Source organism: Bacillus sp. DC4300-2b2 (assembly GCF_049895685.1).
In the GTDB taxonomy this organism is placed as follows: domain Bacteria; phylum Bacillota; class Bacilli; order Bacillales; family Bacillaceae; genus Bacillus; species Bacillus safensis.
Genome location: NZ_JAFCSW010000003.1, coordinates 1 through 21189 on the forward strand (window position 1 = coordinate 1; position 21189 = coordinate 21189).

Here is a 21189-nt window from a genome sequence, read left to right on the forward strand (position 1 = left end):
GCCTTGTAGATTTCGCTATTTTGATACGCTTTCTTGTCAAAATTCATAGGCGAAATCGCTTTTCCGTCATTTGTCGCATTCATCATTTCAGCGTACAATGCCATTGTAGCTTGCTGCTCTGTCTCTGACAAAGCATATTCATCTTTTAAATTTTGATCAAGCTCTCTCAGTTCTTTGACCGTCTTTTTTCGTTCATCTTCCGCATCTTCTATTTTCTCATCAAAGGTTTGACTATCAAATACTTCTAGAGAAATGAGATCATCAATGTCTTCGAAAATCGTTTTGAGTGCCTTTTTTTGATCCTTTACAATGCTTTTGGCATTTTTGATGCCCATATGTACTGCGTTATCTAAAAAGTGTTCTTCTACAAAGGTATCGCCGCCAAAGCTCGTATCATCAAGTGTCCCAGAAACACCTTCATGAAAGGCTTTTTGCTTATCGATGAAGCTGATAAACATGTCTACATTTCCGGCGAGCTCTTTGTAGAAGCTTTTAATGTTATCGGCACCTTTCCCAGTAAAATCATCACCAAGATTGGCAACACCTTGTAATGCCTGTTTTAAATCTACCATTTGTTCGCGGAGTTCCTGATAGTGTTTTGCCCTTGTGTCCATTGCACTTGTTAGTGCTTTTGCATCAAGTATCTTCCCCAGCAGAATTCACTCCTTCCTATTCATTGACAAGGTCAATTTTACCAATACAAAGTTTGTCATTAAATAGGCATTAAGATACAAAAACAATACTGATTATGTAAATGAACATTGTTTCAATTGAAAAGCAAACTATAGAATTCATTAGCTCCACTTTTGTCATAACAATTATAATGTAGTTTTTAGAACAATCTTTTAAATAGAACATTTTTTTGAGCTACTCCATTATAAAAAAGTGTTATAGAGCACTTTTATGGTAAGGAAGATGTCACTAGTCGAGGCAATCCCTACATGAATTAGGAATGCACTTAGAAAAAGCACACCCGCATCAGTGTACTTTTTACGTTTTAGACTTAAGCAATTGAAGTTCTTGCTCCATGATATCTGCTGCTTCAGTTATAAATTGAATAATTAAATCTAATTCTTCTGGTTTGTATTCATTTGTGAGTTCCTTCGTTGATGTTGATAAGGATCGAAAGAGTTCTTTCACCTGTGATTTCCCTGCCGTTAATGGAACGATGATAACTCTTCGTTTGTCCTTTGGGTCCTTTGCTCTTTTGGCGTAGCCCGCTTTTTCAAGGCGGTCAATAAGAGCTGTGACTGCACCGGAGCTAAGACCTGTTTTTTCACTTAATTCCCCCGCTGTAAGTGGGCCGAGTTCGTTTAATAGATCGGCGGATTTGAGATCTGTTGGAAAAAGGCCGAGCGATTGAGCGGCTGCTTGGTGGAATAAAACGGTTCGTGTGGCGAGGCGCCTCATTGTATGGATGATCTGGGTTGCTCTGTCTTCAGCCTCGTTCTTTATTGACAACTTGTTCTCCTCCCTTTAAAATCAATTTATCTTGATCATCAAGATAAATGTTCTCTTACTTTAATATTTAAGTTGATCATAGCAAAAATAAGGAGAGAACGTAAGCAGGAGGTAAATGAAATGAATCATGTGGATAAAGGCAAGGCATCCACTCGCTTTGTTGTCATCGGTTTGCTGTTAGGTATTTTTATGGCAGCGATGGACAATACCATTGTTGCAACAGCGATGGGAAGTATCGTAGCAGATTTGGGCAGTTTTGATAAATTTGCTTGGGTGACGGCTTCTTATATGGTGGCAGTGATGGCGGGAATGCCGATTTACGGAAAGCTTTCTGATATGTATGGTCGAAAGCGTTTTTTTCTGTTTGGACTTATTTTCTTTTTAATTGGATCAGCACTGTGCGGTATCGCACAAACGATGGATCAGCTCATTATTTACCGAGCCATTCAAGGGCTTGGAGGCGGTGCCCTTCTTCCAATCGCATTTACGATTATCTTTGACATCTTCCCGCCTGAAAAGCGCGGAAAAATGTCTGGTATGTTTGGTGCAGTCTTTGGTTTATCAAGTGTACTCGGACCGCTCTTAGGTGCTATTATTACGGATTCGATCGGCTGGCATTGGGTTTTCTATATTAATGTGCCGATTGGTATTGTCAGTGTCTTCTTGATCGCCAGATATTATCAGGAATCGCTTGAACATCGTAAGCAGAAAATCGACTGGTCAGGTGCTATTACACTTGTCGTTGCGGTTGTCAGCTTAATGTTCGCCCTTGAGCTTGGCGGTAAATCTTATGCTTGGGATTCGGTGCAAATCCTCACACTTTTTGCTGTGTTTCTTGTGTTCGGTACGATCTTCTTTATTGTTGAGCGTAAAGCGGAGGAACCGATTATCTCATTTTGGATGTTTAAAAATCGATTATTTGCGACATCTCAAATTTTGGCGTTTTTATATGGCGGGACATTCATTATTCTTGCTGTGTTTATTCCTATTTTCGTGCAGGCGGTGTACGGTGAATCTGCAACAAGTGCAGGGTTTATTTTAACACCGATGATGATTGGATCAGTCATTGGCAGTATGATTGGCGGAACGATGCAGACGAAAGTGCCTTTCAGACGTCTTATGACCATTTCTGTCATTTCATTTTTCGCTGGGATGCTGCTGCTTGCCAATATGTCACCAGATACAGCAAGACTGTGGCTCACACTCTTTATGATGATATCAGGCTTTGGGGTCGGGTTCAGCTTCTCCCTTCTGCCGTCAGCTTCAATGAATGATCTTGAGCCGCGCTACCGAGGCAGTGCAAACTCGACCAATTCATTTATGAGATCACTTGGGATGACGCTTGGTGTCACGATTTTCGGGACGATTCAAACCAATGTGCTGACAAATCGTTTAGCTGATGCCTTTAGTGGAATGAAAGGAGCCCCTTCTCAAATAGGCGATCCACAGGCTATTTTCCAAGAAGGTGCCCGCTCACAAATTCCGACTGATATTTTAAATAAAGTCATCGATGCGATGTCGCAAAGTATTACGTATGTATTTTTGCTTGCTTTATTCCCGATTGCACTTGCGGCGATTACAGTCGTATTTATGGGAAATGCACGAGTACGTACATCAAATGAAATGAAAGAAAACGATTAATGTGAAAAAGCAGAGCTGCAATCGCTCTGCTTTTTTCTTATTGATATAACGGATGGGCTTTGCCCTCACTGCCAACGATTCGTATTTTCGATTTGACCATGTCTTTTGCTGCTTGTTTTGCTTTTTGTAAATACATACGCGGATCTAAGCTTTCAGGTTCATTTGAGAAATGATCACGTATGGCCTCGGAGTATGCATTTTTCAATTCAGTTGAGACATTCACCTTTGCCATACCAAGTGCAACGCATCGCTTCACATCCTCATCCGGTACAGCAGAACCACCGTGGAGAACAAGTGGTACATCGACCAGGTCCGCAATTTGTTCAATGCGGGCAAAGTCAATATCCGGCACCCCTTTATAAATGCCATGGGCAGTACCAATCGCAGGCGCTAAAGTGGGCACCCCAGTTTCTTCTACAAATTGACGGCATTCTGATGGAATGGCTTTTTCAGCATCCTTTTCATCAACGACGATATCATCTTCGACACCGCCTACCTTGCCTAATTCTGCTTCAACGTTCACCCCTACTTTTAATGCGAGGTCCACAACTTCTTTTGTACGGCGTACATTTTCTTCATATGAATGCATCGATGCATCGATCATAACGGATGTATATCCGGCCCTGATACAGGTGAGAATCACATCAAAGTCTGTGCAGTGATCGAGGTGAAGACCGATTGGGATTTGATATTGATCAGCCGCCGCCTTCACTGTATCTGCAATCGCTTTTGCGCCAAGAGATTGAACCGTTCCAACCGTTGTTTGCAATATCACAGGTGACTTTAATTCTGCTGCCGTTTCGAGTACCCAATAGATACTGTCAAAGGAGTGTACATTGAATGCCACAATTCCGTATTTTTCTTTTTTCGCAGCCTCAAGCATTGGTGTTGTTGAAAGTAAAGGCATGATCAAACATCCTCTCTAGTTAAAATATCCGCTTCTAATACAGCAAGCATGTCTTCATTTGTTCTTGTTTCCAGCAGTTTTTGACGTTTCGTTTCATCCATTAAGCCTCGTGAAAGGGCAGAAAGAGCCTTTAAATGAGTCGTACCTGCTTCACTTTTAGGAATCAATAAGGATAAGAAGAAAAAGCAAGGCTTCCCATCAAAAGCGTCCCATTCAATGCCTGTTTCCGTGCGGACGATCACAAGTGCTGGTTTTGTGATGGCTTCTGTTTGTGTATGCGGAATGGCAAATCCATCTTGAAAACCGGTTGTACTCAGAGCTTCTCTTTCCGCTAAGCCTTTTTTGACTTCCTCTGGTGAGGTGCAGATACCTGCTTTGTAGGCAATGTCAGCAATGGCTGCGAACACGCCAGCCTGTGAAGAAGCTGTTTCGTGAAGATTCATATAGATATGTTCCATTATTTCTCTTCCTCCCTCTTAAACTGCGGGTTTGTCTATTTTTTTACGGTAAAGTCCGTATAGAATCGCACCTACAATTGATCCGATTAGTATGGAAAGCACCCATTGGAATGCACCTGTGACAACTGGAAGGACAAGGAATCCACCGTGCGGAGCTGGAACCTGTACGCCAAACAAATATGTCAATATAGCAGAGATGGCGGAACCAAACATGATAATTGGCAGGACAACGACTGGGTTTTTTGCCGCAAATGGGATGGCTCCTTCTGTAATATGTGTCGCCCCCAGAATATAGTTGATTGCCCCAGCATTTCGTTCTTGTGGCGTGAAATGTTTTCGGAAAATGGTTGTAGCAATCGCAATGATAAGTGGTGGTGTGATACATGCTGCAGACACACCTGCCATAAAGTAAAGGTTGCCTTGTGCAAGTAAAGCCGTTCCTGTCACATAGGCTGCTTTGTTAAATGGTCCGCCCATATCAAATCCACACATTGCTCCCACAATTAAGCCTAAAAGCAGCGGATTTGTGGATTGTACAGATGAGAGAAAATCCATTAAGGAATTATTTAGCCCTGTGATTGGAACCAATAGCGGGGTCATGACAGCCCCAATTAAGAAAATACCGATGACAGGATAGATGAAGATCGATTTTAATCCATCAAGTGATGCTGGTAATTTTTGAAGCAAGAATTGAAGCAATAAAATGATATATCCTGCTGCAAAACCTGCGATTATACCGCCTAAGAAGCCAGCACCTCCATCATTTGCAAGGAGCCCTCCTATAAAGCCGACGACCATCCCTGGGCGTCTTGCAATTGAATCAGCGATAAATGCTGCTAAAATTGGTACCATTAAGCTGAAGCCAAGTCCTCCAATGCTTTTCAAATAGGCAGCAAACGGATGATACGTTTCATGCTTAGGATCAGCAGAGTAGATTCCGAATAGGAAGGAAATAGCTATTAAGACCCCGCCTCCAACGACAAATGGTAGCATGTGCGATACACCGTTCATTAAGTGCTTATAAATGGTGTGTATCCATTTATTTGCCGACTTTTGTTGAGAGGATGAAGGAGCAGATGGTTTCTCTGTTCCAGAAGCTCTTCCTTTCACTTGATGAACGGGAGCATCTCCATTGATAATGCTCTGAATCAGCTCAGTAGGTGTGCGAATGCCTTTGGCTACAGGCACTTCAATCAGTGGCTTGCCGTGAAAACGGTCTGTATGCACATCTTTGTCGGCTGCCACAATAACTCCATCTGCTTCCATAATGTCTTGATCAGTTAAAGCGTTTTCAATTCCTACTTGACCATGCGTTTCGACTTTAATGTCGACCCCTAGCTGCTCAGCAGCGATTTTTAATGCTTCAGCTGCCATAAATGTGTGTGCAATACCTGTTGGACAGCCGGTTGCAGCGACAATTTTTTTACGGCTCATGTGTATTCCCCCTTATATCTTCTGAATGTGTACTTGCTCAATCAATGAATCAATGTCATGTAAATCACTTAAGCCTTTCGAAAACGCAGTGGATGCTCCCGTCGCAATGCCGTAGCGTAAGCATTCTTCAGGTGAATGTCCTTCAAGATGTTTACTAAGAAAAGCTGCGAGCATCGCATCTCCAGAACAAGCTGTGTTTACGACAGTGCCTGCTGGTGCGTTTCCTTTAAACACTGCGTCCTTCGTAATGAATAAAGCTCCTTCCTCGCCTCGGGAAATAAGCACTTGTTCTGCACCCATCTCAATGAGTTTCTCTCCTGATTGAATGAGTTCTTTTTCTGACAAAGGATGTGTTTTGCCGAAAAAAGCAGCAATTTCTTCTTCATTCGGTTTTAGTAAATACGGTTTGTATTGAAGTGTTTCAAGAACTGCTTCGGAGCTTGTGTCTAAAATGAACTTGACCTTCTGTTGATGGCAAATAGCTGCTACTTCTGAAAAAATGCTGGCAGGAACGCCTTTTGGCAGACTGCCTGACATGATGAGGATGTCCCCCTGCGGGATAGCTGCAATTTTCTCACGAAAGGCGTGAAGCGCTTTTTCTTCAATCGCAGGGCCCTGATTCACGAGCTTGTATTCTTCTGTCGTATTGATAAAAACATTAATGCGTGTAATTCCTTCAACCGAGATAAAATCGGTCTGAATGGAGAGATCCTTTAAGGATTGTTCAATATAAGAGCCTGAAAACCCAGCGATAAATCCTAATGCGGTGCTGGTGAAGCCATATTTCTTTAGCATAATCGACACGTTCACGCCTTTTCCATTCGGCTGATAATCTTCATCTTCTGTGCGATTGACTGCATTTGCCCGCATTTCTTTCAATGCAATATATAGGTCAATAGCAGGATTTAAGGTGCAGGTATAAATCAATTGGTTTCACCTTCTTTCTTTTCTCTAAAGAAAGTATCTCATACGATTCAGTGAAAATGTTTTCAGAATGTGTAAAGGTTTTCATGAGAAAAAGCCTTCCAGATCAAAGTCTCGAAGGCTTTCTTATTGGTTATTTCATTCGGATCACATAGGCATCGAGTAAAATGCGGGCAATGACATGGAGAGACAGGCGGGATCTGACTTCATAATCTGGGAAAAAAGATTGTTCCCCTTTATATCCGACTAGTGTCATATCTGATATTTTGCTTAATGTAGAATCTATTCTTGTCGTGACAGTAATAGTTGTGACTTGCTTCATGCTGAGGTTTTGACAAGCTTCAACGAGCTCAGCTGTTTCGCCATTTAATGAAACAAAGATGGCAAGCTCACTTTTTTCAATGTCTCGTGATTTCAGCCGAATGATATTCGGATCGTCGTGTACTTCACATGTTTTCCCGATGAGCTGTAATTTGATGGTCATCTCTTTGGCGATCATTTCTGAGAAGCCTCTGCCGAAAATATAAATTTTGTCTGCATTATGTATTTTTTGAACGGCATCTTCAATTTGTCCAATACTTTGCAGCTGTATCGTTTTTAAAACCTCTTCTTCATTTTTCCGAATCGCTAGTTTGATGTCTTCATCAATATTCTTGAGTTGGTCGCTTGCATCTGTCATTTTCTTTTCTTGTTTTAATCGATATTTAAAGGATGTATAGCCGTTATAACCAATTTTTTTCATCAGTCTGACTATTGTGGCAGTCGATACATTGGCTCTTTCGCTTAAAGTGACAATGGATAAGGTGGAGATATCCTCTAAATGCTGGTGAATATAATTGAGTAAATAACGTTCTGTTTCACTTAACGTTTGATATACATCGCTTGGGATGTTAAATAATGATTCGTTCAATTCGATTCCCCCTTACTCATTTCATACTATAATTAAATGCCTGATAAAAACAAGATGATTCTTTTGTCATGTATTTAGGTGAAAGGCGAAAATGAGTGAAATTTTATTTTTGACATAAACTAAAGAAAAGTTGTGTCTATGTGAAAGGAGCTGATCCGTATGCTTCATCTTTTGTTTTACCTGATCCTTCTCTATGTCGTTTATGTCTTTTTGACAGCATTTGTTTTGTTTTATTTACCGATCCAAAAAACATGCAAAGAACATTGTATCTATAAAGCCTCTTCCATCTCAGGAGACGATCAGGGCACAAATCAAGTGATGCTTCTTGACGATGGATTTGAGTCTGGCCAGGCCAGAATTCAAATGATTCGTGAGGCGAAGAAAATGATCCGCCTTAGTTATTATTCCATTCAAAAGGGAAAAACAGCCGAATGGGTACTAGGTGCTTTAATTGAAGCAGCTGATCGAGGGGTAAAGGTTCAGCTGCTTTTAGACGGCATCTGCCACAGTTTGCGTGGACCGCTGAAGCATTTACAGTATGCCGTGGCTAATCACCCGAACATGGCCATTCGTTTTTATGAGCCCTTTCGGTTATTTAAGCCATGGACCTGGCATAACCGCCTTCATGATAAGCTGCTGCTGGCAGATGGCCGAGTGGCTGTGATGGGCGGAAGAAATATAGGTGATAAATACTTTGCAGATCAGCCTCCGAAAGATTTTGCATTTGACCGCGATGTGCTGCTTTATAACGACAAAAAAGGAAAAGTATTAGATGAAATGGAGCAATACTTCGTTTATTTATGGAGTCATGACTTTACGAAAAGAACAAATGCTGTGTTCTCCAAACAAAAAGCAAAAAAAGGCTTAAAACTAAGAAAGAAATTGCTTAGATCCTATTGGGAGGCAGTGCGTACGAAAGAACCTTTTGTGATGTCGTCCTTTAATTGGGCAGCAGACGGCACTTCAGTGAAACAGATTGCATTTTTTACAAATCCTGTGGAGCGCTTCAATAAGCGTCCTCTTGTGCTCAAAAAACTAAACGATCTTGCTCACCGAGCAAAGCGTTCTGTGCTCATACAGACGCCTTATATTATCCCGACACGACCCATGAAAGACGGCCTCACTCCATTAGCTAGCGAGATTCAAACGACAGTTGTCACGAATTCCCTTACAGCGACGCCAAATCCGTTAGCTTTTGCAGGATATTTAAGCACGAAAAAGGAACTGATGAAAACAGGTGTTCATTTATATGAATATGAAGGTCCATATTCTATTCACGCGAAATCAATGGTGATTGATGATTATTTAAGTATCATCGGGACATATAATTTAGATGCGAGGTCTAGTTTTTTAAATACAGAGTCGATTTTGGTCATTGATAGTGCCCCGTTTGCGCTATCACTTACTCAGGCAATAGAACGTAAAATGGCCTATAGTATTCTCGTCGCAAAGGACAAAGCAGCCTATAAAGCGGGGGCCTATGGGCAGAAAAAAAAGCCTTTGATGAAAAGGCTCCTTTTAAATGGTTTATCCGCGATAACCGTTTTATGGCGGCGGTTGATCTAAAGGGCAGCTACTCTTGTGGCAGCCCTTTTTCTTCTGATTGCTCTTCTTCTACTGCCTCCAATTTTGTCAATTTAAACACCAAGATCCCTGCAATAATCACAATGACACCTAATAGTTTTGCGGGAGAAAATTCCACTTTCTCTAACCCAAGCCAGCCAAGCGAATCGAACAAAAGCGCGGAACCTAGCTGTGAGATCAGGACAATTGAGATTCCATAAGTCGGACCAAGGCGTTTGATGCTTTGAACGAGACAGATGACTACCCCTACTCCAATGGCTCCGCTAATCCAGTACCACGCTTCCATATGTCTTAATTGAAACATGCCGGTTCCTTCTAGCAAAAGACCCATCAAAAGTGAAGCAATAAAGCCCATACCTAGAACGAGAGTTGTCGTTGACCAAGAGCCTGTCTGCTCATTGACCTTACTGTTAAAAATGGTTTGTAAGCTGACGAGTGCGCCAGCCGTGATGGCTAATCCTATTCCTATGATCATGTCTGAATCCCTTCATTTCTTCTATTCATAAATGTTGTGCTCTGCTATTTCTAAGAGCCCTTTCCGGTCAAGAATCGTAATCTCGCCTCTTTGCCTCTCTATCAGCCCTTTTTCACAGAATTGCTGAATCACCCGGTTAATATGACGGTAGCTTGTACCAATTAAGCTCGCCGCATCAGTAAGACGAAGTGCGTTCACGTTATTATCGCCTGTTAATACGGACAATAAGTAGCTCGCAAGCCTGACCTCTACAGGATATAAAAGGTGGAAGCTCAAATCGTTTGATTTCGTATAAAATTTGTTTGTGATGCCCTTTAGTAAAAAGGTTAAAACGCGGGGGTCATCCTTCGCATGGCGCATGAGCGCTTGATGAGAAATCCTTAGCATATGTACTTCTGTGACAGCCTCCACTGTATTGACCATATCTGTCTGCTGAACGTATTCAATATCTCCAATGGCTTCAAGAGGATGTTTAAAACAAAGAATAAAGGTCTTTCCTTCCTTTGTGGTGGTGAAAATCTTTAATTTTCCTTTTACTAACAAGTACAAGTGCTCCCTCTGATCTCCCTTTGAACAAATCAGCTCACCTTGCTCATAGCGCCATAAGCTGACATGTGATATGAGTTTCTGATGAAAGACGTTTTCTAATTGATATGCCTTGAGATAAGAGGAAAATAGACATTCATCATGAAGCTCTTCCATCTGACTCCCTCCTTTATAGCTTTAAAATGATTACACCCGCGATCATCAATAGAATTCCTGCATAATGCGGCCATTTCATTTTCTTCTTCTGTACACCAAACCATCCTTTTGCATCGATTGCAAAGGTGAATGCAAGCTGAGCAATGAGTAAAGCAGCGATGGTCAGTGTGACACCAATCATTTGAATTGCAGTGACTTCATTAAAAATAATAATGGCTGCAAATGCGCCGCCTACTAAATAAAGCGGCTGCACCTTTCGATATTCTCGAACGTGTCCGTCACGTACGATCAGTAAAATAATAAGTGCGATCATAAAGCCGGTCAGCTGCGTGATAGTTGCCGCCTGCCATGTCCCGATATCCTGGCTGATTCTTGCGTTTGCTACGCCTTGCAGTGTAATACAAGCGCCTCCTAATAAAGCGAAAATAACACCTTTCATTCGTTCAAATGCTCCTTCTTTTTCAGTCTAGTTCCATTAAAAGATAGATGCCCTAATGTTGAAAAGGACATATGTCCCACTTTGCGTATTATATCAGAAACTTTTTCTTTTACAGTTGCATCGTTTTAGATTTTTCACAGTGGGTACAGTTTTATATCACCTGAAAACAGAATATTGAATGGAATCACATATAAAAAGGAGACATGTCAGAATGAGAAATCAAGAGAAACATTTTATTAACGGAGAATGGATCGCATCAACAGGAAACGAAACGACAGAGGTTATCAATCCTGCTACAGAGGAAGTCATTGGCACCATTAGTTTAGGTACAAAAGAAGATTTAGATAAGGCAGTCAAAGCTGCTCGTGCTGCCTTCCCTTCTTTCTCAAAAACATCTCGAAATGAACGCGTAAAGATGCTGGAAAACATTGTGCGCGGCTACGAAAAGCGTAAGGATGAACTAATAGAAGTCATGACACAAGAGCTTGGTGCACCGCTTAAAGTATCAGAAGAGGTTCATTACAAAATGGGACATGAACATTTTTCTAAAGCAGCGGAAGCACTTAAATCTTATACATTTACTGAGGACCGCGGCGGGCATACCATTATAAAAGAAGCGATTGGTGTCAGCGGATTGATTACACCTTGGAATTTCCCAACGAATCAAACATCACTTAAAATCGCAGGTGCCATTGCAGCAGGTTCACCAGTCGTCTTAAAGCCTGCGGAAATTACACCTTTTGCCGCAATGATTCTTGCAGACATCATTGATGAAGCAGGCGTACCAAAAGGAGTCTTCAACCTAGTAAACGGAACTGGTGACGTCATTGGTGACGGCATTAGCTCACATCCTGATATTGACTTTGTTTCATTTACTGGATCAGGTGCTGTCGGCTCTAAAATAATGGAAAATGCTGCAGACAATATTAAGAAAGTGGCTCTTGAGCTTGGCGGGAAATCCCCTCTTATCGTCTTAGATGATGCAGATGTGGATGAGGCAGCCGAAACAGCCGTTCATCATATTGCGATGAATACAGGCCAAGTGTGTTCCGCTGCCACACGTGTGCTGATTCCAGAATCAATGAAAGACGCATTTGAAAAAGCGCTGCTGAATGCCCTGCCGAAGTTTACAGTTGGTGATCCGCGAGAAGATCACGCCACTGGCCCGCTTGTCTCCAAAAAGCAATGGGATACCGTGCAGTCTTATATTGAAAAAGGAATTGAAGAAGGTGCTAACCTGCTTGCTGGGGGAACTGGTAAGCCGGACGGACTAGACAAAGGATATTTTGCCAAGCATACTATTTTCACAAATGTGAAAAATGATATGACCATTGCGCAAGAGGAAATATTCGGACCCGTCATGAGTGTGATCACATATCAAGACCTGGATCATGCCCTTGAGATTGCCAATGATACAGTTTACGGTCTTGCTGGCTATGTGGTTGGAAAAGATGAAAAAACATTAAAATATGTAGCTGAACATATTCGTGCCGGTCAAATTACCATTAACAATGCCGAAACAGATTACTTTGCCCCGTTTGGCGGCTTTAAGCAATCTGGTATCGGAAGAGAATGGGGAGACTTCGGAATCGAGGAATATTTAGAAGTGAAAGCTGTGATGGGACTTCCAACAGCATAATTTGAGAAAGGAGAAAAGCCTTAGGGTTTTTCTCCTTTTTCATGATAGAAAGAATCTGCCCCTGCTCCCCTACTTATCCATCATGATGTGATATTTTTTGACCGTTGCTTTAGGAGGAGCCGATTCTTGTAACTCATCAAACCAAACCTCAATCGTTTGACCCTGTGACAGCTTTTTAGAATCTACTTTCGTTAAGTCGATTATGATGAGATCGTCTTTATACTTATCAATAAGAAGTTGTGTATTCAATGAATCATCGCTTTTTAGAGGCGTTCTATTATTTATAAGAAGTAAATTTGTTTCCCCTTTACTTAGCAGTACGCCTTTTTTTGAAAAAGATGCTGTTGTTTTACTCTTATTGTATGAATCCTTTATATTGTCCTTTGGAGAATTGCACGCTGCTAATAAAATGAGAACAATCAAGAAGACAAGCCGAAAACATTTTCTGTTTTTAAATTTTAGCTGCATCAACTTTCATACACCCCTTTTCAATTGCTTACGATCGCTTCTTCATTCTAAACGGCCCCTTTTTTCTTAAGGTGCTTTATACAGTTAAGCGATTCACCTTCAAGTTCCTTCACCTTGCAAAGGTATTAGAAATCTTAATCATGACAATCAATATTATATATTTTACTTAATGGCAAACTTTCGGTAAAGTTCAAATTGAACCTATATATATAATTCCTATCGAATTAATCTATGTTTATATTCCTTGTGAGGTGGATATCGTTGCAACTTCATGTATTGAACAGTCCGTTTAGTCAGCAGCAGGCAGAACTGCTTAATCAGCTGCTTCCGACTTTAACAGATCAGCAAAAAATTTGGCTTACCGGTTATTTATCAGCACAGGCAGCTTTAACCGGATTAGAAAATACTGCCCAAACCCCTTCTCCTTCTGCTGCAGCACCAGCGCAGCCTGTCAGCAAAGATGTGACCGTGCTTTATGGCTCGCAAACAGGCAATTCTGAAGGGTTAGCAAAAAAGACAGCGCAGCATCTAGAAGAGAAAGGTTTTCAAGTGACGCTCTCTTCTATGTCAGATTTTAAACCAAATAGTCTGAAAAAAATAAACAATTTACTGATCATCGTCAGCACACATGGTGAGGGAGATCCGCCTGATAATGCCCTTTCTTTCCATGAATATGTTCACGGCAGACGTGCACCAAAGCTTGATCATTTAAGCTTTTCTGTCCTTTCACTTGGCGACAGCTCCTACGAATTCTTCTGTCAAACAGGTAAAGAATTTGATGAGCGTTTAAAAGAGCTTGGCGGAACGCGTCTTTTTGATCGAGTGGACTGTGACCTTGATTATGATGAGCCGTTTTCTGAATGGCTTCAAGGGGTGGCATCTTCACTTAGTGAAGGCGAAGCCGCAGCAAACCCGCAGGAATCAGCGGAAGCAAACACTCAAACAGCTGCATCTGAATACTCAAGAACAAATCCTTTTTATGCTGAAGTGCTTGAAAATATCAACCTAAATGGCCGCGGCTCTAACAAAGAAACCCGTCATTTGGAGCTTTCTCTTGAAGGATCAGGACTTGTTTATGAGCCAGGTGACAGCCTTGGTATTTATCCAACAAATGATCCTGCGCTTGTTGATGAACTGATCACAACATGCGGATGGAATGCAGAGGAAACCGTCACCGTTCATAAAAACGGCGGCACGCTTCCTTTAAAAGAAGCACTCACCTCTCATTTTGAGATTACCGTATTAACAAAACCTCTTCTTCAAAAGATGGCGTCCTTCACAAAAAGCGAAGCCTTGCAGGCCCTTTTAGAAGAAGGAAGCGAAGAAAAGCTGAAAGCGTATATAGCAGGAAGAGATTTAGTAGATGCTGCTCGTGATTTCGGTCCTTTTGAAGGAACAGCGGCAGACTTCACTGCGATTTTAAGAAAAATTCCTGCACGCCTTTATTCCATTGCAAGCAGCCTTAAAGCAAATGAAGAAGAAGTTCATTTGACGATCGGTGCTGTGAGATATGATGCTCACGGACGAGAACGTCAAGGTGTCTGCTCAATCTTATGTGCGGAGCGCTTAGAGCCAGGTGATAAACTGCCTGTTTATATCCAGCACAATCAAAACTTTAAGCTTCCCGAAAACCATGATGCACCGATCATTATGGTGGGACCAGGCACAGGTATCGCCCCTTTCCGTTCATTTATGCAGGAGCGTGAGGAAGTCGGTGCAGATGGAAAGTCATGGTTGTTCTTCGGTGATCAGCACTTTGTGACGGATTTCTTATATCAAACCGAATGGCAAAAGTGGTTAAAAGATGGTGTGTTAACGAAAATGGATGTGGCTTTTTCAAGAGATTCAGAGGAAAAAGTATATGTCCAGCACCAAATGAAGAAACAAAGTAAAGAATTATTCGAATGGCTGGAGCAAGGTGCCTATGTATATGTCTGCGGAGATGAAAAACATATGGCGCATGATGTTCATGATACCCTTCTATCAATCATCCAAGAAGAAGGTGCGATGAGCAAAGAGAAAGCAGAAAGCTATCTAGCCAACTTGCAGCAGCAAAAGCGCTATCAGCGTGACGTATATTGATTGAATGCTTGAGAGAAAGGAGCTTTTACTTACATGGTGAAGACAGCATTAACAGCGCCGGATGGACCTCCGAGCGACGTAGAAGAAATCAAAGAAAAAAGTGATTATTTACGGGGTACATTAAAAGAAGTGATGCTTGATCCGATTTCAGCGGGTATTCCTGATGATGACAACCGCCTGATGAAGCATCACGGCAGTTATTTACAGGATGATCGTGACCTGAGAAATGAACGGCAAAAACAAAAGCTTGAGCCTGCCTATCAATTTATGCTGCGCGTCCGCCTGCCTGGCGGAATTGCTACATCCAAGCAGTGGCTTGTGATGGATGAGCTTGCTCATAAATATGGAAACGGTACGTTAAAGCTGACAACTCGTGAAACCTTTCAGCTTCACGGTATTTTAAAATGGAACATGAAAAAGACCATTCAAGACATCCATTCCACTATGCTCGATACAATCGCTGCTTGCGGCGATGTGAACCGTAATGTCATGTGTACGTCAAATCCCTATCAATCAGAAGTACACCATGATGTATACGAGCTCGCCAAAAAATTAAGTGATGACCTGCTTCCGCAAACAAGAGCGTATCATGAAATTTGGCTTGATGAGGAAAAAGTAGCGGCAACGCCTGATACAGAGGTTGAGCCGATGTATGGTCCACTTTATTTGCCAAGAAAATTCAAGATTGGTGTGGCGGTCCCTCCTGCTAACGATATTGATGTTTTTTCGCAGGATTTAGGCTTCATTGCGATTATTGAAAATGATCAATTAGTTGGCTTTAATGTTGCGATTGGCGGCGGAATGGGCATGACGCATGGTGATACAGCGACCTATCCTCAGCTTGCAAAAGTGATTGGCTTTTGTACACCGGAACAAGTTGTAGAGATTGCCAAACAAGTGATCACCATTCAACGTGACTACGGAAACCGTTCGGTGAGAAAAAATGCCCGCTTTAAATATACAGTGGACCGTCTCGGTCTTGAGAATGTAAAAGAAGAGCTTGAACGCCGCCTAGGGTTTACCCTTTTAGACGCAAGAGATTACCACTTTGATCATAACGGTGACCGCTATGGCTGGGTAAAAGGCATCAATGGCAGATGGCATTATACGATGTTTGTAGAAGGCGGACGCATCACGGATTACGATGATTATCCGCTGATGACAGGCATTCGTGAAATCGCAAAGATTCATACAGGTGACTTCCGCTTAACAGCGAATCAAAATTTAATGATTGGAAATGTCACAACTCATAAAAAGAAACAAATCGAGCAGCTCATTCAGGAGTTCGGTTTATCAGCTGGCCAGCAGCACTCGGCACTGCGCCGCAGTTCAATGGCCTGTGTTTCTCTTCCAACATGCGGCTTAGCGATGGCAGAAGCAGAACGCTACCTCCCGCGCTTAATTGACAAAATTGAAGAGATTGTCGAAGAAAATGGCTTAAGTGATAAAGAAATCACGATTCGTATGACTGGATGTCCAAATGGATGCGCCCGTCATGCACTTGGTGAAATTGGCTTTATCGGGAAATCACCTGGCAAATACAATATGTATCTTGGCGCTGCTTTCGATGGCAGCAGATTAAGTAAACTGTACCGAGAAAATGTTGGAGAAGAAGACATTTTAAACGAGCTTGGCTCTCTTCTCCCCCGCTATGCAAAAGAACGCGAGGAGCATGAACATTTCGGTGATTTTGTGATTCGGGCAGGAATTGTAAAAGCAACAACAGATGGCACGAATTTTCATGTGCAATAAAAAAGACAGGGATCTCTCCTGTCTTTTTTTATATACTTTGTTTCCTTTTCAAGTATTCGCAAATGCTTTTGTACACCTTCGGATTATCTAAAGAAGATAAATCCGGTGAAGGCTGCTGCTCATACGCGCCTTTTAATAAACGCCGGACGATTTTTCCGTTTCTTGTTTTCGGTAAAGCTGAAATGAGATGAATTTCCTTTGGAGTGAGCGCTTTCCCCGCATATGAACCAACATGAGTTTTAAGCTCTGGAATGAGTGCTGCTTCTTCGAAAGAATGTGAACTGGCCACTATGAAACAAACTAGTGCTTCTCCCTTCACCTCATCTTTTACTCCAATCACAGCAGCCTCATGTACGGCTGGATGCCCGACAAGAATGGATTCAATTTCAGCTGGACCGACGCGTTTTCCTGCTGTATTAATGACATCATCTGATCTGCCCGTGATATGGAATGCGCCATCCTCTGATTGCATCACCCAATCACCGTGTGTCCACACCCCATCAAATCGTTTGAAATATGTGTCTTCATATCGCTCCGGATCTTTCCAAAATCCACATGTCATACCGACCCATGGCTTTTTCACAACAAGCTCCCCTACCTCATTCATAACGCTCTGTCCTGCGTCATTAAACACATCTGCCGCCATTCCTAAGATTGCCGCATTAAAAAGGATCGGTTTGATTGGACGAAGCAGCGTACTTCCTACAATACCGCCAGAAACCTCTGTTCCCCCTGAGTAATTTAAGATCGGAATGTGCTTTTGACCAATTATGTCAAAAAGCCATTGCCATGGCGCTTCATTCCACGGTTCACCTGTAGAAATGATGGCTTTGACATGCGGCAGCTCAATGTCTGCAAGGTTTTGCTGCATCGCAGATCGAACAAAAGTAGGTGAAAGTCCAAAATGGGTGACTTTTTGCTCGTGGATGAATGACCAAAGATGCTGTTCATTTGGATAATCGGGGGCGCCGTCATATAAAACAATTGCAGCTCCATTGATCAAGCCGCCAAAGACGAGAAATGGCCCCATCATCCATCCCATGTCTGTGAGCCAAAACAAGCGGTCTCCTTTTGCAACGTCCATACAAAGACCAGCATCAAAAGCCGCTTTTACAGGAAAGCCTGCGTGTGTATGGACAGCCCCCTTTGGTGTACCGGTTGTTCCAGACGTGTATAAGATCATAAGAGGATCTTCATTTGAAAGATAAGTCGTTTTATTCATTGGTTCTTCTTTTAACAAATCGTTTAGCTGAATATCCTCTTTATATCCAGTAGGAGAGGAAGTGTGTACAATGACTGTTTTGACCGTTTTGGTTTTGTCGATCGCTTCTGCCACACATTCACGCATGTTGATCGTCTTTCCCCGGCGCGTCACGCTAGAGCCTGTGACGACAATGGTTGCCCCCGATGCACGAATACGTACGGCAAGAGGCTCGCTTCCATAGCCAGAAAAAACTGGGCTAAAGATGACACCAATCTTTGCAAAGGCAAGCATGACGGCAGCTGTTTCCGGAAGCATCGGCATATAAATGACCGCCACATCCCCTTTTTGCATTCCCTTCTTCAAAAAACCAGCAGCGAGACGATTGACCTTTTCCTGAAGTTCGAGAAACGTCCATCTACTTTCTTCTCCCGCTTCATTTCTCCAAATCACGGCTGGTTGATGCTGGGTTTCTTCATTCGCTGCCCATTTGTCAACAGCCGTTTCGACCACGTTGAGCCGGCCGCCTTTATACCAATTGGGCCACATGAATGAATCTTGGCCTAAAACGGCTTCATACGGCTCCTTCCACACGATGCCGACCGCCTTTTCAGCTTCTCTCCAAAACCAATCGGTACGCTCGATACTAGCTTGATAGAACGCATCGTAAGTAGAAAAACCAAGTGAATGCATCCATTTGTAAAGACGTGTTTGTTTCATCATCTGCTCTTCGGGGATCCACGCTGGTTTTTGGTTCATCATGAGGCCGCCCCCTTTAGACCGGATAAACCGGGTGTTTTCGTCTTGTAAATGTCATTTCTTTAGCGGTATAGGCTTGTAATCTATGACAAAGCTCATCTCGCAAAAGGTCAAACGGGATGACACCATCGACAATCATTTCTGAGGCAAGCTCATATATATTCATATCTTCCTGGTATTCCTTGCGTTTTTCTTGTATAAATGCCGCTCTCTCTTCGGCAGGCAGTTCAGCAATTTTATTCGCATAGACAGCATTTACAGCGGCTTCTGGCCCCATGACAGCAATTTGTGCTGATGGAAGTGCGAGACAGCAGTCCGGTTCAAAGGCTGGTCCTGCCATTGCATATAAACCTGCACCATATGCTTTACGAACAATGACGGATATTTTCGGAACGGTTGCCTCTGACATGGCGGAGATCATTTTCGCCCCATGCCTAATAATCCCTGCTTGTTCCACTTTTGTTCCAATCATAAACCCCGGTATATCCGCAAGAAAAAGGAGTGGAATATGAAAGGCGTCACATAGCTGAATAAACTTGGCGGCTTTGTCAGCCGAGTCATGGAATAATACGCCGCCTTTTACCCTCGGCTGGTTGGCAATAAGACCGACAGGCTGACCTTTCATGCGGCCAAAGCCTGTGATCAGCTCTGCGGCAAATAGCTGTTTGATTTCAAAAAATGATCCTTCATCAATGAGTAAATCAATAAGCTGATACATATCAAAAGGGGTATTCTGCCCTTTAGGGATGAGATCTTGAAGGGTAATCTCTGATGGTTTAGGTGCTTTTGCGGCTGCCAGTTTTGGTTTTTCTGTATAATTGGCAGGCATGTAAGTTAAATAGGTGCGAGCGATTTGAATGGCTTCCTCTTCTGTTTTTGCTAAAATATCGCCGCATCCAGAAATGCTGCAATGCATTTTTGCTCCGCCCATTTCTTCAAGTGATACTTTCTCTCCAATCACCATTTCAGCCATTCGCGGTGAGCCTAAATACATTGAGGCATTCCCTTCGACCATGACGACGATGTCACAAAAAGCAGGAATGTAAGCACCTCCGGCGGCAGAAGGACCAAATAGTAAACAAATTTGCGGAATACGTCCAGACAGCTTTACCTGGTTATAAAAAATGCGGCCTGCACCTCTTCTGCCTGGAAACATGGCGATTTGATCGGTGATTCTAGCACCCGCAGAGTCGACTAAATACAGCATCGGACAGTTGAGTTTTTCGGCTGTTTCTTGGATTCTAATGATTTTTTCTACCGTTTTGACGCCCCATGATCCTGCTTTGACGGTAGAATCATTTGCCATGACGCAAACCGTCTGCCCATTCATCCGCCCCGTCCCTGTGACAACACCATCTGCTGGTAAATGTTCATCTTGACACTCGGCAAACATGGCATCCTCAATGAAAGAATCCTCATCTAATAACAACTGAAGGCGGTCACGTACGAACAATTTTCCTTTTTCTTTGTTTTTTTGATGGTATCGCTCGGCCCCGCCTTTCAGAATCTGCTGTTTTTTCTGTTCATATTCTTCAATCATACCCATTCCCCTTTCTTACTACCTGCCTCTGTATTGAGGCGTGCGTTTTTCTTGGAAAGCTTGAAGACCTTCCGTTCGATCTTCTGTGTCAATGAGCCGTAAATAGGCTTCGTATTCCTTCGTTAGACCTGTATGCAAATCGTAATCAAGGCTTAATTGAATCGCTTGTTTCGCTTCTTTTAAGGCAAGCGGACCATTTTTGATGATTTGTTTTGCAAGAGAAATGGCTTCATTCATGAGGGAATCTGCTACAGAAATATGCTCAATCAGCCCGATTTGAATGGCTTCTTCTGCTTGTAATGATGCGCCTGTGAAAATAAGTTCTTTTGCTTTACCGAGTCCAATGAGGCGCGGAAGCCGCTGCGTCCCTCCGGCTCCTGGTATGATAGCTAGTCCTGTTTCTGGCAGGCCGAGTCTGGCTCCGGCTCGTGCGATGCGGAGATCACAAGCGAGCGCGAGCTCAAGTCCTCCGCCAAGTGCGTGTCCGTTCATTACTGCAATGACAGGTACAGGAATGGATTCAATCTCGATAAAGGTTTGCTGAATTGAAAGAACAGCGCCTTTTGCTTCTGCTTCTGTCATCAATCGTCGTTCTTTTAAATCTGCACCAGCGCAAAAGACTTTTGAACCGGCTCCTGTAATGAGCAGACAGCGGATGCTTTCATCGTGTTTGATTTCTTGAATGATTTGATTGATCTCCTCGAGCATTGTAGAGGATAGGGAATTCGCTTGTTCTGGCCTGTTTAAGGTCATGATGCCGATCTGTTCATCTTGTATTGAAAAATGGACCAATGATGTCATGTTATTCATCCT

At 42.6% G+C, this 21189-nt stretch carries 19 protein-coding genes; 5 read left to right on the forward strand and 14 right to left on the reverse strand.

What is annotated here, in order from left to right; genetic code table 11:
• Together ACP69X_RS09895 and ACP69X_RS09900 are read right to left on the reverse strand one after the other, a co-directional pair.
• Nucleotides 1-614: T7SS effector LXG polymorphic toxin (locus ACP69X_RS09895; protein WP_426052647.1), on the reverse strand; the 614-nt coding region annotated here is incomplete at its 3' end.
• Between the two features lie 376 nt (nt 615-990).
• On the reverse strand, nt 991-1410 hold the full coding sequence (locus tag ACP69X_RS09900) for a MarR family winged helix-turn-helix transcriptional regulator (protein ID WP_052468215.1): 420 nt from the start codon (nt 1408-1410) through the stop codon (nt 991-993).
• A 171-nt stretch (nt 1411-1581) separates the two neighbouring features.
• Between ACP69X_RS09900 and ACP69X_RS09905 the strand changes: the two genes are divergently transcribed.
• On the forward strand, nt 1582-3102 hold the full coding sequence (locus ACP69X_RS09905; RefSeq protein WP_073979971.1) for an MDR family MFS transporter: 1521 nt from the start codon (nt 1582-1584) through the stop codon (nt 3100-3102).
• A 37-nt stretch (nt 3103-3139) separates the two neighbouring features.
• Here ACP69X_RS09905 and ACP69X_RS09910 read toward each other — a convergent pair whose 3' ends face one another.
• The 5 genes from ACP69X_RS09910 to ACP69X_RS09930 all read right to left on the reverse strand — a co-directional run bounded on the left by ACP69X_RS09910 (nt 3140) and on the right by ACP69X_RS09930 (nt 7735).
• The gene (locus ACP69X_RS09910) at nt 3140-4009 is read right to left on the reverse strand and encodes a class II fructose-bisphosphate aldolase (RefSeq protein WP_269104287.1); all 870 of its coding nucleotides are present in this window, start codon (nt 4007-4009) and stop codon (nt 3140-3142) included.
• A 2-nt stretch (nt 4010-4011) separates the two neighbouring features.
• Nucleotides 4012-4470, reverse strand: a complete 459-nt coding sequence (locus tag ACP69X_RS09915) for a PTS sugar transporter subunit IIA (protein WP_106025088.1) — start codon at nt 4468-4470, stop codon at nt 4012-4014.
• Nucleotides 4471-4485: 15 nt separating this feature from the next.
• Nucleotides 4486-5901, reverse strand: coding sequence for a PTS fructose transporter subunit IIC (locus ACP69X_RS09920; RefSeq protein ID WP_041085414.1), 1416 nt, complete (start codon nt 5899-5901; stop codon nt 4486-4488).
• A 12-nt stretch (nt 5902-5913) separates the two neighbouring features.
• Nucleotides 5914-6828, reverse strand: a complete 915-nt coding sequence (gene pfkB / locus ACP69X_RS09925) for a 1-phosphofructokinase (protein WP_411264654.1) — start codon at nt 6826-6828, stop codon at nt 5914-5916.
• 130 nt (nt 6829-6958) lie between these two features.
• Nucleotides 6959-7735, reverse strand: coding sequence for a MurR/RpiR family transcriptional regulator (locus ACP69X_RS09930; RefSeq protein ID WP_024425669.1), 777 nt, complete (start codon nt 7733-7735; stop codon nt 6959-6961).
• A gap of 159 nt (nt 7736-7894) precedes the next feature.
• Between ACP69X_RS09930 and ACP69X_RS09935 the strand changes: the two genes are divergently transcribed.
• Nucleotides 7895-9301, forward strand: a complete 1407-nt coding sequence (locus ACP69X_RS09935) for a phospholipase D-like domain-containing protein (protein WP_426052648.1) — start codon at nt 7895-7897, stop codon at nt 9299-9301.
• A gap of 7 nt (nt 9302-9308) precedes the next feature.
• On the opposite strand, the gene ACP69X_RS09940 is transcribed toward ACP69X_RS09935, so the two are convergent.
• The 3 genes from ACP69X_RS09940 to ACP69X_RS09950 are packed head-to-tail and all read right to left on the reverse strand — an operon-like array spanning nt 9309 to nt 10935.
• Nucleotides 9309-9794 carry a DMT family transporter gene (locus ACP69X_RS09940; protein WP_041085408.1) on the reverse strand — a complete coding sequence of 162 codons (486 nt, stop codon included), beginning with the start codon at nt 9792-9794 and terminating at the stop codon, nt 9309-9311.
• 21 nt (nt 9795-9815) lie between these two features.
• Entirely contained in the window at nt 9816-10496 is a 681-nt protein-coding gene (locus tag ACP69X_RS09945) for a Crp/Fnr family transcriptional regulator (RefSeq protein WP_041085406.1), read from the reverse strand.
• Between the two features lie 13 nt (nt 10497-10509).
• Entirely contained in the window at nt 10510-10935 is a 426-nt protein-coding gene (locus tag ACP69X_RS09950; RefSeq protein ID WP_041085404.1) for a DMT family transporter, read from the reverse strand.
• A 211-nt stretch (nt 10936-11146) separates the two neighbouring features.
• Here ACP69X_RS09950 and ACP69X_RS09955 point away from each other — a divergent pair, with 211 nt between their 5' ends.
• The gene (locus tag ACP69X_RS09955; RefSeq protein WP_041085402.1) at nt 11147-12574 is read left to right on the forward strand and encodes an aldehyde dehydrogenase family protein; all 1428 of its coding nucleotides are present in this window, start codon (nt 11147-11149) and stop codon (nt 12572-12574) included.
• A gap of 69 nt (nt 12575-12643) precedes the next feature.
• On the opposite strand, the gene ACP69X_RS09960 is transcribed toward ACP69X_RS09955, so the two are convergent.
• Entirely contained in the window at nt 12644-13042 is a 399-nt protein-coding gene (locus ACP69X_RS09960; protein WP_241768893.1) for a DUF3221 domain-containing protein, read from the reverse strand.
• 261 nt (nt 13043-13303) lie between these two features.
• On the opposite strand from ACP69X_RS09960, the gene ACP69X_RS09965 reads away from it, so the two are divergent.
• A complete protein-coding gene (locus ACP69X_RS09965; RefSeq protein ID WP_041085397.1) occupies nt 13304-15124 on the forward strand; it encodes an assimilatory sulfite reductase (NADPH) flavoprotein subunit in 1821 nt (606 codons plus the stop codon).
• A 33-nt stretch (nt 15125-15157) separates the two neighbouring features.
• Nucleotides 15158-16876, forward strand: a complete 1719-nt coding sequence (gene cysI / locus ACP69X_RS09970; RefSeq protein ID WP_041085396.1) for an assimilatory sulfite reductase (NADPH) hemoprotein subunit — start codon at nt 15158-15160, stop codon at nt 16874-16876.
• Nucleotides 16877-16904: 28 nt separating this feature from the next.
• On the opposite strand, the gene ACP69X_RS09975 is transcribed toward cysI, so the two are convergent.
• The 3 genes from ACP69X_RS09975 to ACP69X_RS09985 are packed head-to-tail and all read right to left on the reverse strand — an operon-like array spanning nt 16905 to nt 21177.
• Complete coding sequence (locus tag ACP69X_RS09975) at nt 16905-18839, reverse strand: AMP-binding protein (RefSeq protein WP_426052649.1); 1935 nt, start codon at nt 18837-18839, stop codon at nt 16905-16907.
• Nucleotides 18840-18852: 13 nt separating this feature from the next.
• On the reverse strand, nt 18853-20376 hold the full coding sequence (locus ACP69X_RS09980; protein WP_139037470.1) for an acyl-CoA carboxylase subunit beta: 1524 nt from the start codon (nt 20374-20376) through the stop codon (nt 18853-18855).
• An 18-nt stretch (nt 20377-20394) separates the two neighbouring features.
• Nucleotides 20395-21177, reverse strand: a complete 783-nt coding sequence (locus ACP69X_RS09985; protein ID WP_426052650.1) for an enoyl-CoA hydratase — start codon at nt 21175-21177, stop codon at nt 20395-20397.
• Nucleotides 21178-21189 lie beyond the last annotated feature (12 nt).